The sequence below is a fragment of the Arthrobacter sp. zg-Y895 genome (assembly GCF_020731025.1).
Taxonomy (GTDB): domain Bacteria; phylum Actinomycetota; class Actinomycetes; order Actinomycetales; family Micrococcaceae; genus Arthrobacter_B.
In genome coordinates this window covers 1-13,384 of the sequence record NZ_JAJFZY010000002.1, presented here as the reverse complement: position 1 = coordinate 13,384, position 13,384 = coordinate 1, and the positions used below count along the sequence as shown (strand labels likewise).

Genomic DNA, 13,384 nt, shown 5'->3' with positions numbered 1-13,384 from the left:
GCGATGACTAAGGAACCCACAGGGAAGGCCGCGGCGAAGGAGACCGCCGCGGCCTCGGGGACCGGCAACACGGCCGCGGCGGGCGAACGCCCGTCCACGGACGGCAGCACCAACACCAGCACCAACAGCAGCGGCAGCACCGGCACCCGCAGGCGCGGAAACCGCCGTGCGGTTTCGCCCGGACCCGGCGGGCCGGCCGGGTTGTTGCCCGTCGTCGCCAAGGAAGATGATCCCCGGGCCTGGGGCGACAGCACGGAAGACAGCGAATCCTGGCTCCGGGAGCAGCGGCCTCCGCACTGGGGGTAACCGCCTCCCGCCTTGCCGCCGCTAGCCGTCCGTCAGGACAAGATAGATCCCTTCGTTCCCCGAAGCCGCCGTGAGGCGGGCAGCGTTCTCCCGATCCGCGGCCACCACCACCAGGCCGTCTCCGCCGCCGTTGCCCGGCCAGCCGCCGCCCGCGGGCTCGCCGCCGGACACCCACAGCACCGGCACCGAGGACGCCAGCACCACCGCGCTGCTCCCGTCCCCCGCATATGGCCCCGACTCGGCGCCCACCCACGCTGCTTCAGCACCCGCAACAACGTTGACGAGTTGCCCAGGGCCCAGCAGATCGAGCACGGACGGGTCCGCCGGGCGCAGCGGCACGGCCACGGAACCGGGCGGGGCACCAGCCAAAAGTCCGGCACCGGCCAGGGAAATGTCCGTGACGGGGCTGCCGCGCAACAGGGGGGTAGCAAGTCGCCTGCCCACCAGCGCGTCCGGCTGTTCATGGGCACCCGGCGGGACGGCTTCAGCCGGTAGGCGGACAGTTTCCAGCTTCCCGGAGTCCAGCACCGTACCGGCCGGCAAATCCCGGGCCGCGCGCACAATCACGGTCCGTTCCGCAGCCGCCGGTACCAGCGCTTCGACCGCAGACCCCGCGGCGGCGCAGCAGGCCAGGGCGGCCAGGAGGTGGCGGTGACGGACAATGAAACGGCGCATCCCCGAGAAGGGACCGCCGGGAAGCAACGGCTGTCCCGGGTAGGCGGCAGCACCGGGGGACACCTTGGCAGAGCGGCGGCGAAAAGGCATGGCACGACGCTAGCGGCAGTCGCCCCGTAGCAGGGGGCTGGCCTGCGCAAGGCTCAACGCACACGGGAGCGGCCCGGCCGGAAAGGCAGGTGTGGAGGCGCAGTGCACAGTGGATGCACGGGCAGGCAAGCCGCGCGGGCCGGTGCAGGACCGGAGGGCTTGGAGGCTATGCCGCCGGGGAAGCAGGTCCGGCGGCAGGACTTACGGCTGGGCGCTGCCGGAGCCTGCGGCGGCTGCAGGCGTGGACGTCCCGCTGCCGGAAGTTGTTGCCGGTGCCGCGGAGCTCTCGGTCTTGGACGGGGCAGCAGGAACCGTGGAGGCAGCCTCGCGCGAATCGGTGCGGTAGAAACCGGAACCCTTGAAGACAACTCCGACGCTGTTGAACTTCTTGCGCAGCCGGCCGCCGCACTCGGGGCAGACCGTCAGGGAGTCTTCACTGAAGGACTGCTGGATATCGAACGAATGGGAGCAATCCTTGCAGGCGTAGGCATACGTGGGCACTCTGGTAATCCTCCTTGGGGCACTCTCAAAGCTGGCACTCTCAAGCCTTGAGTGCTAAGTATACATGTGCTCCGATGGCACAGGCCGCCAGGCTTCGGGGGTGAGCACGGCGTCCACGGCTGCGTCCAGGGGAGTGGTTTCGAAGCTGCCGGCAGGAACGTATTCGTGCTCGAAAACCACTGCGACGGCAGCCGCAGGGTTGCCGTCCGCCCGCAGCTTGGCCAGGAACCGGTCATAGTAGCCACCGCCCTTGCCCATCCGTCCGCCCGCGGAATCGGCGGCCAGTGCGGGAACAAGGACAAGGCCCAGCTCCGGCAGGTCGGAGGCGGCGTAGCGTTGCCCAGAGGGTTCCAGCAGGGAACCATGCAGTCCAGGCACCAACTCCGTCCCGGGGGTCCAATCGGACCATGACAGCTGCCATTCGGGTTCGCACACCGGGACCACCACGCGGTACCCGGCCCTAACCAGGCCGGAGAGCAGCGCATCCATGCCCGGCTCGCTCCCCACGGAGAGGTAGCCGGCCACGGTTCCGCCCCTGGGTACCCGTTGCTGGACCCCCCGCAGTCCGATGCGGGCCAGCCCCTGGACCGCTTCGGCCCTGTCCTCCGCGGTCAACTCCCGCCGCAGTCGCAGGAAGTCCTTTCGGGCCTGGTCCTTCGCAAGAGCACACATACCCCCATTCTCTCTATAAGCGTGCTTATTTGGTGCAATCTAAGACCTCTTAGGTACGCTTACGACTATGACGACGTCACGCCCCTCCATAACCAAAGCCGTAATCCCCGCAGCAGGTCTCGGTACCCGCTTCCTCCCTGCCACCAAGGCGATGCCGAAGGAAATGCTCCCGGTGGTGGACAAGCCGGCGATTCAGTACGTGGTTGAAGAAGCCGTTAACGCGGGCATGCCGGACATCCTGATGATCACGGGGCGGAACAAGCGCTCCCTCGAAGATCACTTTGACCGTGTCCCCTTCATCGAGAAGACGCTGGAAGACAAGGGCGACCACGAAAAGCTTGCGATGGTGCGGGCAGCCTCCGAGCTGGGCGAAATCCACTACCTCCGCCAGGGCGATCCCAAGGGCCTGGGCCACGCGGTGCTGCGCGCCAAGCTGCATATCGGCGACGAGCCCTTCGCAGTCCTGCTGGGCGATGACCTGATCGATGCCCGCGACGAGCTGCTGGGAAAGATGGTCGAGGTCCAGGCAAAGACGGGCGGATCCGTCATTGCCCTGATCGAGGTTGATCCGGAACAGATCAGTGCCTACGGCTGTGCGGACATCTCCGTGGTCGAGGGCGAGGACTACGTCCGGGTCAACAAACTCGTCGAGAAGCCCGACGTCGAGGACGCACCTTCCAACCTGGCCGTGATCGGCCGCTATGTACTCCACCCCTCGGTCTTCGGAGTCCTCGAAGAAACCGGCCCCGGCCGCGGCGGGGAAATCCAGCTTACGGACGCGCTGCAGACGCTGGCCGCTGCCGACGGCGAAGGGTCCGGAGTCTACGGCGTGGTCTTCCGCGGCCGCCGCTATGACACCGGTGACAAGCTGAGCTACCTCAAGGCAGTGGTGTCCCTGGCCTCCGAACGTGAAGACCTCGGCCCGGCCCTTCGGGACTGGCTGAAGGATTTCACCAGCACGCTCGAAGACTAATACCCCATGCGGGCTTCCTGGCCGGTGACGCTGGAGAGCGACGACGTCATTCTCCGGCCGATCCGGCACCGTGACCGGCGGGAATGGACAGAGGTCCGTTCCCGGAACGCCCGCTGGGTAGGCCCGTGGGAGGCCAGCAATCCCGTCCCGGGCGGCGAACCGCCGACCTACGGTGACATGGTGCGCAGCCTCAACCGCCAGGCACGGCAGGACTCTGCGCTGCCGTTCCTCATTACGGAGCGGCAGGATCCCGCGCGGCAGCCGGCAATTGTGGGGCAGCTGACCGTGTCCACCATTGTGTGGGGGTCCGCGCGCATGGCAACCCTTGGATACTGGGTGGACCAGGGCAGGGCAGGGCTCGGAATCGTGCCCACGGCGGTGGCGCTGGCAACCGACCACTGTTTCCAGGCCCTGGCCCTGCACCGGATGGAAATCAACATCCGTCCGGAAAACGGCCCGAGTCTCCGGGTGGTGGAAAAGCTCGGATTCCGGGACGAGGGACTGCGCGAGCGTTACCTCCATATCGACGGTAAATGGGCCGACCACCGGAGCTTTGCGCTCACGGCGGAGGAGGTGCCGGAGGGGCTGTTGAACCGCTGGAAGTCCCGCCGGGCACGATAGGCAACAACTTTCACAGCAGACACGCCGACACACCGAACGTAATGCACGTACCGGGCGCCCGGAGCTTCTACGGTCGTAAGTGTGGACTTCCCTCTTAACAGCTCATTGATCGCGTCACTGAACGGGTCACTGAACAGCTCACTGGTGCTGGCATTGGCCGTTGCGCTCTGGCTGGTGTGGGTAGGTCCGTATTTCTTCCGTCGTCCAGCTACTTCCGCGGCCGAGGCAATCGCCCAGACCGCAACCCAAACGGCAGCGCAGACAGCAGCACCGTCTACGGCACCGGCAGCAGTTGCCGCCGACCGTCCAGCCGCCAACACCATCCGCCCGCCCGCCTCACCGGACAAGGGGTCCCAGGGGATCATCATGAACAACATCAGCACTACACCCAGCGGGGGCGGGGCAACACAGTTCCAGAGCCATGACCAGCCAGCCCTGCGCCCGGCGCAGCAGGCACCGGCTTTCCGGATCCGCACCGGCCGGACAGTCCTGGCAGCCAGCGGCCTGCTTGGCGTCCTTGCCGTTGTGGTCGGGACACTGCTTGCAGCCTTCACCGCCGTGTCCTGGCTCGTTCCCGCGGCCGGCCTGGCCGCTGTGGCAGCGGTGGTTGCGATGCTCCGCACGATCGCCCTGCGTGACCGCCGCCGCCGGATGGAAGATGCTTTCCGTGCCGCCATGGGACCGGAGCCCCGCCGCACGCAGAACCGGGCAGCCGCCGAACCCAACGAGCTTCCGGCACCCGCAGTCCAGGCGCCGGAGACTGAGCCGCAGCCCGAAACCGTGCTCTTTGACCGCGAGTCTGCCGCCGTGCCTGACGAAAGCCCGGCGGCCGCGGCAGGAGCCCCTGCCCGCGTTACCGCCGAGGAGCTGCGCACCGAAGCCCTGAAGGTGGCAGCAGCCGCCGTCCAGCCCCCGGCCAGGCCCAGCACCACGCCGTGGCAGCCCGTAGAGCTCCCCAAGCCCATTTATGTAGATGCACCCAAGGCGGAGCGTCCGGCGCCCGAACCGATCGTCCTTCCTGAAACCCCCCGGTCCCTGACCAAGACTCCGTTGCGTCCCACCACAGCTCCCGCCCCCGCGCAGGCCGAGCAGGCACGCCCGGAGACCGGCAAAATCAACCTCGACGACGTCCTGCAGCGCCGGCGGGCCTAGGCACCGACAAGCAAGGCCGCGGCGCCTGCCGTGCCGGTCGAGTCCAGGCCCCGCCGGGCCGCGGAGGCTGTCTCCGTCCTGGCCGGTCCCGCGATGCGGGGACCCCTGCAGGACCTGCTTCGGTCCCGCGGGCTGAGGCTTCAGCGCTGGGAACACCTGAGAAGCCACCACCGGCCGGGAGGTGCTGTTTCGGCCCTGTACCGGGTCCAGTGCCGCCGGACCGGGCCTGGACCGGCAACCGAGGCCGCCCTGACCCTTCACCTCGGTGCCACGACAGGGGACGTCGCCGCGGGTGCCGCACCCGCCGGTCCCGACGTCGCCCCGGCACGGATCGCCGGACTGGACCTGCGCCTGTGGTTCCACCCCCATGACCCCGTTCTCCGGTCTCTGCCCTGGGCCACCGACGCCGGTGCCGTGGCGAGGGACGTGTTTGGCGCGGGCGGACCGGCGAGGTTATCGCTCGTTGCCTACCGGCCGCTGCGCCGGGCAGTGGTCCGGGCCCGGCACCTGGACGACGAGGCATATCTGAAGCTCCTCCCGCGGGAGCAGCTGCCTGCCCTGCGCCGGCGCCACCGGCTCCTCGAGGGCAGCGGCGTGCCCGCCCCGCGTCTCCTGCCCGGTGCTTCCTCGCCCGTCTCCGAGGCGGTCATCCTCAGCGCACTGCCCGGCACGTCCCTCTTCCGGCTGCTGGTTGAGGACGCCGCAGCCGTGCGGCCCGAAGTCCTTCTGGACCTGCTGGAGGCATTGCCGTCCGGTGCGCTGGACCTGCCGCTGCGCCGGTCCTGGGCCGATCGGGCCGTAGATTATGCCGCAGCTGCCGCCGCCGCCCTTCCCCGGGAACGGGACAGCATCTTCGACCTGGCGGGTGGTATCCGGGACGTGGTGGAATCGGCGCCGGCCGGCCCCCTGGTGCCGGTCCACGGCGACTTCCATGAAGGAAACCTGCTGCTCAGCGGCGGCAGGGTCACCGGGCTGCTCGACATTGACGGTCTCGGCCCGGGCCGCCGGGTTGACGACCTGGCCTGCCTGCTGGGGCACCTGGCCGTCCTTGCGGCAGCCAATCCATCCCGGCCGCAGCTGGGGCAGGCACTGGCGGATTTCCGCCGGGTCTTCGAGAATGCCGCGGACCCGGCCGCGCTGAACGCCAGGGCGGCCGGCGTCGTGCTGACCCTGGTGTCCGGTGCCCGCGCCGCGAACGGCAGAAGCCGGACGCAGAATGCCGGGATCCGGCTTGCAGCGGCGCAGCGACTGCTTCGTGCCGCTGATCGATAGGATCGGCGGCCGGCGGACTCAGGGAGCCGGCGGGACCAGTTTTTCCAGCAGTGGTTCGGTGCGGTACGGGATGTGCTCGTGCAGGGCCAGGACCGTTTCCGTACGGATCACGCCCTTGATCCGAAGGACGGAGCGCAGGGCCTGCTGCAGCTGCTGGGTATCCGTGGCGGTCAGGCGGCACCACACGTCGCCGCGGCCGGAGATCTCGTGCACTTCCAGCACCTGGGGGAGGGTGCGAAGCCCGGAGATGACGCCGTCGAGTTCACGGTGGTTCACTTCGATGGTGACGAATGCCTGAACGTCATAGCCCAGCTGCGTCAGATCGACGTCGCGCCCGGACCGGCGGATGACCCCGGCCCGCAGCAGGTGCCGGACGTGGGCCTGGGCGGTGTTGCGGGCAACACCGAGCCGCTCGCTCAGTTCGCTGATCTGCGCCCGGGGATCCCGCACCAGTTCCAGCAGCAGCCGGCGGTCCAGCGGGTCCAGATTGGCCATCTAGCGCATCTCCTGTCATTTGCTCGTAACGATATTGAGCGATTCGATCAAAAGAACACTCTAATGTGTCTGCCCTGCTCCGTGACACATCATCCTATAGAGGCATTAGCTACAAATAGGATGGAAGTGCCCCGTGACAGTGCTCAGTGAGCTGCGCATGCAGCCCGCCGCCCGCACCAGGCGGAAGGAGTGGGACGCGGCCATCCGGCCCCGGCTGCTCCTGACGCTGGCCGTAATGAGCACGCTGTTGATCGGCGCCAACCTCGCGACCCCGCTGTATCCGCTGCTGGGCCAGTCCCTCGGCCTGTCCTACTTCGGCGTAGCGCTGGCGTTCACGTCCTACGTCCTGGTCCTGGTTGCAGGCCTGCTGCTGGTGGGCCATTGGTCCGACTACATCGGCCGCCGCGCCGCACTGGTGCTGGCCGGCGTGGTTTCCCTGGCCGGCGGATTGATTTTCGGCACCGCCACCGGAGTCGGGACCCTGATGCTCGGACGGGCCCTCCAAGGCGCCTCGGTTGCCCTGGCCACCGGTGCCAGCTCGGCTGCGCTGCGGGAACTGCTGCCGCATCGACCGGAATGGGCCACCCGTTTTACCCTGCTGGTTTCGGCGGGCGGCGTGGCGGCCGGTCCGGTCATCGGCGGGCTCCTGTCCCTGCTGCCAGCACCCACCATGACGCCCTTCCTGATCCACTCGGCGGTCTTGACGGCGCTTCTGATCCCGCTCTGCATGCTGAAGGCCCGCCCGGCCATTTCCCTGGCCGAAGGCCGGCCGCTGGCCATGCTGCGCCCCCGCAAGCCCGCAGTCTCCCACCGCGCGCGTACCCAGTTCTGGATTGCCTCCACCACCGGGTTCCTCAGCTTCGCCGCCTTCGGGTTCTGCCTGTCCCTTGCGCCCACCTACTTTTCGTCCATCGCGGGCACCACATGGCGGCCCGCCATCGGACTGCTGGCCGCACTTGCTCTCGGAGCGTCTGCGGTCAGCCAGCTCACCGGCATCCGCGGACGGTACACGGCACCCGTGGGCCTCACGGCCATGGGCACCGGCATCGCGTTGATTCCGGTGGCCGGCGCCACCGGAAGCCTGGTGCTCCTGACCGTTGCCTGCCTGATGGCCGGATTCGGGCAGGGCATGGCGTTCCGCGTGGTGTTCAACGAGGTAGCCGCAGCCGTTGAGGCCGCTGAACACGCCCGGATCATCAGCACGGTGTATGTCATCACTTACCTCGGCAGCGCCATCCCGGTGCTGGGGCTCGGGGTGGCGGGCGGGATCTGGGGGCTGGACGTCTCCGTGGCCTGGTTCTCGGGACTGATCACGGCCGCCTGCCTGACCCTGGCCGTCCTGAGCCTGCGGCGGAACCGGCGCCGGAACGCCGCCGGCTAGGTTCGTCCGGCGGCCGCGGGAAAGTAGGGTGGACGAATGCAAGCATTCCCTTCTCCGGCCACCAACGACGTCGGCCCCGACACCATCGGCCTCGACATCGGCGGTACCAAGACCCACGGCATCCGCCTGCACGGCGGCATCGTCAACGCCGAGACCGTTGCCGGCAGCGCCAACGTGCAGAACGTCCCGGTGCAGACGGCGCGGGAGTGCCTTGCGGAAGTTTTCGCCGCCCTGGGGACCGACGGCGTCGGCCGGGTCATTGCCGGGTCCGGGGGAGTGGACACGGCACAGGATGAAGCCGCCCTGCGCGCACTCATCGCCGAGCACGTCCCCGGCGCCGTCGTGGAAGTCATCCATGACACGCGGCTGATCCTTGCGGCAGGGCAAGCATCGGAGGGCATTGCCGTCATTGCCGGCACCGGCTCCGTGGCCTGGGGCATCAACGGCTCCGGGCGGCAGGCCCGCTCGGGAGGCTGGGGCTATCTCCTCGGCGACGAGGGCAGCGGCTACTGGATCGGCCGCGAAGCCGCCCGCCACACGCTCCGCCGCAGCAACCTGGAACTCGCGCCGGATTCCCTCAGCCTTGCCCTGCTGAAGGCATGCGGCGTCGAGGACCCCGACGCGTTGATCGGCCTGTTCCACGGCGCCACCGACCGCCGCTACTGGGCCGGGAAGGCGGGACTGGTTTTCCAAGCAGCGCTGGAAGGAAACCAGCCGGCCAGCGACATCGTCAACGAGTCCGCGGAACATCTGGCCGGGCTCATCCTCGACGTGGCCGGCCTGCTGCGCATCGGCGGCCCCGTAGTGATCGGCGGCGGGCTGGGCATGCACCAGCGGCTGCTGCAGGAACTGCTGCGCAGCCGACTGTCCGCAGCGGGGCTGACGGACATCCGCTTCCTCGCCACCGATCCCGTCTTCGGGGTGGCTTACCTGCTGGGCGCCGGCAATGTCCGCTGACTTTGACGTCCGCGTCGGGGCGTACGCGGTGATCGTCCGAGACGGGAAGCTGCTCCTGGCGCACTGGAACCAGCACGGCAACCAGCGCTGGACCCTTCCGGGCGGCGGATTGGAACTGGGCGAGGACGCCCCGGCCGCGGCCGTACGGGAGGTCCGGGAGGAAACCGGCTACGACGCGCAGCTCGAAGGGCTGCTGGGCGTAGACAGCATCTTCATTCCTGCGGAAAAGCGCATGCGCGGCGAACCGCGCATGCTGCACGCCCTGCGGATCATTTACCGGGCCACGCTCACCGGCGGCTCCCTGCGCCACGAACAAAGCGGCAGCACGGACCAGGCCGCCTGGATACCGATGGCCGAGGTCCCGGCCCTGGACCGGACCGAATTGGTGGACGCGGGACTGCGCCTGCTGGACACCGGACCTCTTTGACGCTGGACTACCCCGCACGTGTGAAATACCGTGATGCTTCACGGCACGTCGCGAGCTGCCCCTGCACACCGGAATCCCCACGGAAGGCATGCACCATGACTGAGCCGCGAGAACCCGCTACCGGCCAAGGACCCGAACCCGGCACGCGATCCATCGCTGCCGGACAGCCGATGATCCGGTTCCGTGCGGTGACCAAGACCTACGGTGATGCTGCGCCGGCGGTCCGGAACCTGGACCTGGACATTGAGCGCGGTTCCATCACGGTCTTCGTCGGCCCGTCCGGATGCGGGAAAACCACCTCCCTGCGCATGATCAACCGGATGGTGGAGCCGACGTCGGGCACCATCGAAGTCGACGGCCAGGACATCGCCACCGTCAAGGCCGCGCAGCTGCGGCGTTCCATGGGGTACGTCATGCAGTCCTCCGGCCTGCTGCCGCACCGGACCGTGCTGGACAACGTCGCCACGGTGCCGCGGCTCAACGGCTCTCCGCGGCGGGATGCCCGCCGCCGTGCCGCGGAACTGCTCGACGTCGTCGGGCTGGCGTCCAGCCTCGGCAGCCGGTATCCCGCCCAGCTTTCCGGCGGCCAGCAGCAGCGTGTGGGGGTTGCCCGTGCCCTGGCTGCGGATCCGCCGGTGCTGTTGATGGATGAACCCTTCAGTGCCGTGGACCCGGTGGTCCGGGCCGAGCTGCAGGATGAGCTGCTGCGGCTGCAGCAGGAACTGTCCAAGACCATCGTGTTTGTCACCCACGACATTGACGAAGCCACCATCCTGGGGGACAAGGTGGCCGTCTTCGCCACCGGCGGCCGGCTCGCCCAGTACGCAGCCCCCGAGGAGATCCTCCGGGCACCGGTCGATGACTTCGTGGCGGGGTTCGTGGGGAGGGACCGCGGCTTCCGGCACCTGTCCTTCCAGGACGGAGACGCCGTGCCCCTCCACCCGGTGCAGGTGATTGCGGCTGACCGGTTGGCGGACCGGAGCGCAACGGTCGACGGCGGCTGGGCGTTGTGCGTCGATGCCGACAGCGCGCCGCTGGGCTGGGTGCCGCCGGGACGCCGCGACGCGGTCACCACTACCGCGGACCTGGTGCCGGGCGGCTCCCTCTACCCGGCGGGCACAAGCCTGCGCCGGGCACTGGACGCTGCCCTGTCCTCCCCGTCCGGGCTGGGCGTGGCCGTGGACGCGGACGGGCGCGTAACCGGCGTCGTACAGGCAACGGAAATCCTGGCCCTGATCGAGGCCGCCCGCCTGCAACGGACCGGGAGCTGACATGGAATGGTTCCTGGCCCACACCGATGACGTCTTTCGGCTCGGCGGGCTGCACCTCTACCAGTCGATACTGCCCCTGGTCATCGGCGTCCTGATAGCCCTTCCCCTCGCACAGCTGGTGCGGGGGCGGCGGAAGATCCGGGGCTTCGTCCTGTCCACGGGCTCGCTGCTGTATACCATTCCGTCGCTGGCCCTGTTCGTCACGCTGCCGGCTATCCTGGGCACCCGCATCCTGGATATCGCCAACATCATCGTGGCGCTGACCATCTATACCGTGGCCCTGATGCTGCGGGTGGGCATCGACGCGTTCGACTCCGTTGACGACGGCGTCCGCCAGGCTGCGGTGGCCATGGGCTACCGGCCGCTGCGCCGGTTCCTCACGGTCGACCTGCCGCTGTCCGTACCGGTACTCATCGCCGGGCTGCGCGTGGTTTCGGTCAGCAACATCTCCATGGTCAGCGTGGGTGCCCTGATCGGCGTCGAAAACCTCGGGTTCTTCTTCACCGACGGCCTGCGCCGCTTTTTCCTCACCGAGATCGTGGTGGGGATCATCGCCACCCTCGTCCTGGCCTTCCTGATGGACCTGCTCCTGGTCCTGGCGCTGCGACTGCTCACGCCCTGGACCCGCGCCGGCGTACCCGGCCGGGCCGGGCGACGCCGCGCCAACCGCAACAGCGGCACGGACGGCGGGGGCCCGGCACCCACCGTCCGGCCGGTGCCGGCGGCGGCCGCGCCCGACGTCGCATTGAAGGGGGCGTAGGCATGGTTGGCATTCCGCGCACCGACTACACCAGCACCAACCCCCTCGGGCAGGGCCTCGAATGGCTGACGGATCCGGCCAACTGGACCGGCCCGGCGGGTATCCCGGTGCGGACCCTGGAACACCTGCAGTACACCGGGCTCGCCCTGCTGATCGCCGCGCTCATCGCGGTGCCGCTGGGCCTGCTCATCGGGCACACCGGCCGCGGGCAGGTGGCGGTTGTGGCAGTCTCCGGGCTGCTGCGCGCACTGCCCACCCTGGGCATGCTCACCCTGTTCGTCCTGCTGGCCGGGCTGGGCCTGATGCCGCCCATCTGGTCCCTGGTCCTCCTTGCCGTCCCGCCCCTGCTGGCCGGCACCTACGCCGGAGTTGCCTCGGTGGACCGAACCGTCGTCGACGCCGCCCGCAGCCTGGGCATGAACGAGCTGCAGGTGCTGTTCCGGGTGGAGGTCCCCAACGGGATGCGGGTGATCCTGGGCGGACTGCGCGGTGCCACCCTCCAGGTGGTGGCGACGGCCGCCGTGGTGGCCACGATCAACCTGGGCGGGCTGGGCCGCTACCTGATCGACGGCCTGGCACTGGGGGACTACGGACGGGTCTTCGGCGGAGCGGTCATTATCGCCCTGCTGGCGCTCGCCGTGGACGCTGTGATTGCGTTGGGATCACGCTTTCTGATCCCGTCAGGACTCGGCCGCCTCGAAGCGGCCGGTAAACCGACCGGCAGCGGAGTACCCGCCGTCGGCGCACAAGGAGGAAAACAATGATGCAGCACCCGCGCCCCAATGCACGGCGGAAGGCGCTGGCCGTCCTGGCCGGCGGAATGGCCCTGGCCCTGGCCGGCTGCAGCGGAGGAGGGGATCCGCTGGAGAACGAAACCACGGCGGAAGCTTCCGGCAGCAGCACCGAGCAGGCGCTGGTGGTGGGCTCGGCAGACTTCCCGGAGAGCAGCACCATTGCCGAGATCTATGCCGGCGCCCTCAACGCGGCCGGCATCGAGGCGGAGACCCGCCTCGGCATCGGATCCCGCGAGGTCTACATCCCGGCCCTGGAAGACGGCTCGATCGACCTGATTCCCGAGTACACCGGAGCCCTGCTGGTCCACACCGACCCGGAAACGGACCTGGTGGACGCCGGCGAGATCGTGGATTCCCTCGAGGAGAAGCTGCCGGAGAACCTGGTGGTCCTGGAGCCTTCGGACGCCGAGGACAAGGACGCCATGGTGGTCACCGCGGCCACCGCCGAGAAGTACCAGCTGGAGTCCATTGAGGACCTGGCAAAGGTCTGCGGTGAACTGACCCTCGGTGCACCTGCCGAGTTCGCGGAGCGCACCCAGGGCCTGGCCGGGCTGAAGGAGAAGTACGGCTGCGAGTTCAAGGAATTCACCGCTATCGGTGACAGCGGCGGTCCCTTGACCGTTGATGCCCTGCTGAACGACGACGTCCAGGTGGCCGATATCTACACCACCACTCCCGCCATCGAGGAAAACGGACTGGTGGTCCTGGAAGACCCGAAGCAGAACTGGCCGGCCCAGCAGGTTATCCCGCTGATCGCCGACGACCGCGTGAGTGACGAGGCCCGGGACGTGCTGAATGAGGTGTCCGCGCAGCTGACCACTGAGGACCTGATTGCCCTGAACCAGGCGGTCAGCGGTGACCAGAAACTCGACCCGGCCGATGCCGCCCAGGACTGGCTGGAGGAAAAGGGCCTGGCCTGACCTGCGGCCGCGTCCGCGTTACACGGGCGGCGTTCCGGGCAGTGACACATACCCTGCCCGGAACGCCGCCTGTGGCATCCTAAAGAAATTGCAGAATTCAAGCAGTCGCATAAACTC

Annotated in this window: 16 protein-coding genes; 12 read left to right on the top strand and 4 right to left on the bottom strand. The window is 68.7% G+C overall.

What is annotated here, in order from left to right:
- The first annotated feature begins 3 nt into the window (after nucleotides 1–3).
- A complete protein-coding gene (locus LJ760_RS17465) occupies nucleotides 4–306 on the top strand; it encodes a hypothetical protein (RefSeq protein ID WP_331460696.1) in 303 nt (100 codons plus the stop codon).
- A 21-nt stretch (nucleotides 307–327) separates the two neighbouring features.
- Here LJ760_RS17465 and LJ760_RS01605 read toward each other — a convergent pair whose 3' ends face one another.
- The 3 genes from LJ760_RS01605 to LJ760_RS01595 all read right to left on the bottom strand — a co-directional run bounded on the left by LJ760_RS01605 (nucleotide 328) and on the right by LJ760_RS01595 (nucleotide 2,244).
- On the bottom strand, nucleotides 328–1,071 hold the full coding sequence (locus LJ760_RS01605; protein ID WP_227918601.1) for an SAF domain-containing protein: 744 nt from the start codon (nucleotides 1,069–1,071) through the stop codon (nucleotides 328–330).
- A 201-nt stretch (nucleotides 1,072–1,272) separates the two neighbouring features.
- Nucleotides 1,273–1,572, bottom strand: coding sequence for an FmdB family zinc ribbon protein (locus LJ760_RS01600; protein WP_227918599.1), 300 nt, complete (start codon nucleotides 1,570–1,572; stop codon nucleotides 1,273–1,275).
- Between the two features lie 54 nt (nucleotides 1,573–1,626).
- Nucleotides 1,627–2,244 carry a 5-formyltetrahydrofolate cyclo-ligase gene (locus LJ760_RS01595; RefSeq protein ID WP_227918592.1) on the bottom strand — a complete coding sequence of 206 codons (618 nt, stop codon included), beginning with the start codon at nucleotides 2,242–2,244 and terminating at the stop codon, nucleotides 1,627–1,629.
- Between the two features lie 67 nt (nucleotides 2,245–2,311).
- Here LJ760_RS01595 and galU point away from each other — a divergent pair, with 67 nt between their 5' ends.
- The 4 genes from galU to LJ760_RS01575 all read left to right on the top strand — a co-directional run bounded on the left by galU (nucleotide 2,312) and on the right by LJ760_RS01575 (nucleotide 6,262).
- Nucleotides 2,312–3,217 carry a UTP--glucose-1-phosphate uridylyltransferase GalU gene (gene galU, locus LJ760_RS01590; RefSeq protein WP_227918590.1) on the top strand — a complete coding sequence of 302 codons (906 nt, stop codon included), beginning with the start codon at nucleotides 2,312–2,314 and terminating at the stop codon, nucleotides 3,215–3,217.
- 6 nt (nucleotides 3,218–3,223) lie between these two features.
- Complete coding sequence (locus LJ760_RS01585) at nucleotides 3,224–3,838, top strand: GNAT family N-acetyltransferase (RefSeq protein WP_227918586.1); 615 nt, start codon at nucleotides 3,224–3,226, stop codon at nucleotides 3,836–3,838.
- 81 nt (nucleotides 3,839–3,919) lie between these two features.
- Nucleotides 3,920–4,990 carry a hypothetical protein gene (locus tag LJ760_RS01580; RefSeq protein ID WP_227918584.1) on the top strand — a complete coding sequence of 357 codons (1,071 nt, stop codon included), beginning with the start codon at nucleotides 3,920–3,922 and terminating at the stop codon, nucleotides 4,988–4,990.
- 30 nt (nucleotides 4,991–5,020) lie between these two features.
- Nucleotides 5,021–6,262: a phosphotransferase family protein gene (locus LJ760_RS01575; RefSeq protein WP_227918582.1), complete on the top strand. Its 1,242-nt coding sequence runs from the start codon at nucleotides 5,021–5,023 to the stop codon at nucleotides 6,260–6,262.
- Between the two features lie 18 nt (nucleotides 6,263–6,280).
- Here LJ760_RS01575 and LJ760_RS01570 read toward each other — a convergent pair whose 3' ends face one another.
- Nucleotides 6,281–6,757: an Lrp/AsnC family transcriptional regulator gene (locus LJ760_RS01570; RefSeq protein ID WP_227918579.1), complete on the bottom strand. Its 477-nt coding sequence runs from the start codon at nucleotides 6,755–6,757 to the stop codon at nucleotides 6,281–6,283.
- Between the two features lie 133 nt (nucleotides 6,758–6,890).
- Between LJ760_RS01570 and LJ760_RS01565 the strand changes: the two genes are divergently transcribed.
- The 7 genes from LJ760_RS01565 (at nucleotide 6,891) to LJ760_RS01535 (ending at nucleotide 13,267) form a co-directional block, all read left to right on the top strand.
- Nucleotides 6,891–8,138, top strand: coding sequence for an MFS transporter (locus LJ760_RS01565; RefSeq protein ID WP_227918577.1), 1,248 nt, complete (start codon nucleotides 6,891–6,893; stop codon nucleotides 8,136–8,138).
- Between the two features lie 36 nt (nucleotides 8,139–8,174).
- Nucleotides 8,175–9,095, top strand: a complete 921-nt coding sequence (locus tag LJ760_RS01560; protein ID WP_227918574.1) for an N-acetylglucosamine kinase — start codon at nucleotides 8,175–8,177, stop codon at nucleotides 9,093–9,095.
- Nucleotides 9,085–9,522 carry an NUDIX hydrolase gene (locus LJ760_RS01555; protein WP_227918566.1) on the top strand — a complete coding sequence of 146 codons (438 nt, stop codon included), beginning with the start codon at nucleotides 9,085–9,087 and terminating at the stop codon, nucleotides 9,520–9,522. Before LJ760_RS01560 ends, LJ760_RS01555 begins: the two co-directional genes overlap by 11 nt.
- Nucleotides 9,523–9,692: 170 nt before the next feature.
- Nucleotides 9,693–10,793, top strand: a complete 1,101-nt coding sequence (locus LJ760_RS01550) for an ABC transporter ATP-binding protein (protein ID WP_227918622.1) — start codon at nucleotides 9,693–9,695, stop codon at nucleotides 10,791–10,793.
- Between the two features lies 1 nt (nucleotide 10,794).
- A complete protein-coding gene (locus LJ760_RS01545) occupies nucleotides 10,795–11,553 on the top strand; it encodes an ABC transporter permease (RefSeq protein WP_227918565.1) in 759 nt (252 codons plus the stop codon).
- A 2-nt stretch (nucleotides 11,554–11,555) separates the two neighbouring features.
- A complete protein-coding gene (locus LJ760_RS01540; protein WP_227918564.1) occupies nucleotides 11,556–12,317 on the top strand; it encodes an ABC transporter permease in 762 nt (253 codons plus the stop codon).
- Nucleotides 12,317–13,267 carry an ABC transporter substrate-binding protein gene (locus tag LJ760_RS01535; protein WP_227918621.1) on the top strand — a complete coding sequence of 317 codons (951 nt, stop codon included), beginning with the start codon at nucleotides 12,317–12,319 and terminating at the stop codon, nucleotides 13,265–13,267. The genes LJ760_RS01540 and LJ760_RS01535 overlap by 1 nt, the downstream gene beginning before the upstream one ends.
- Nucleotides 13,268–13,384: the final 117 nt, after the last annotated feature.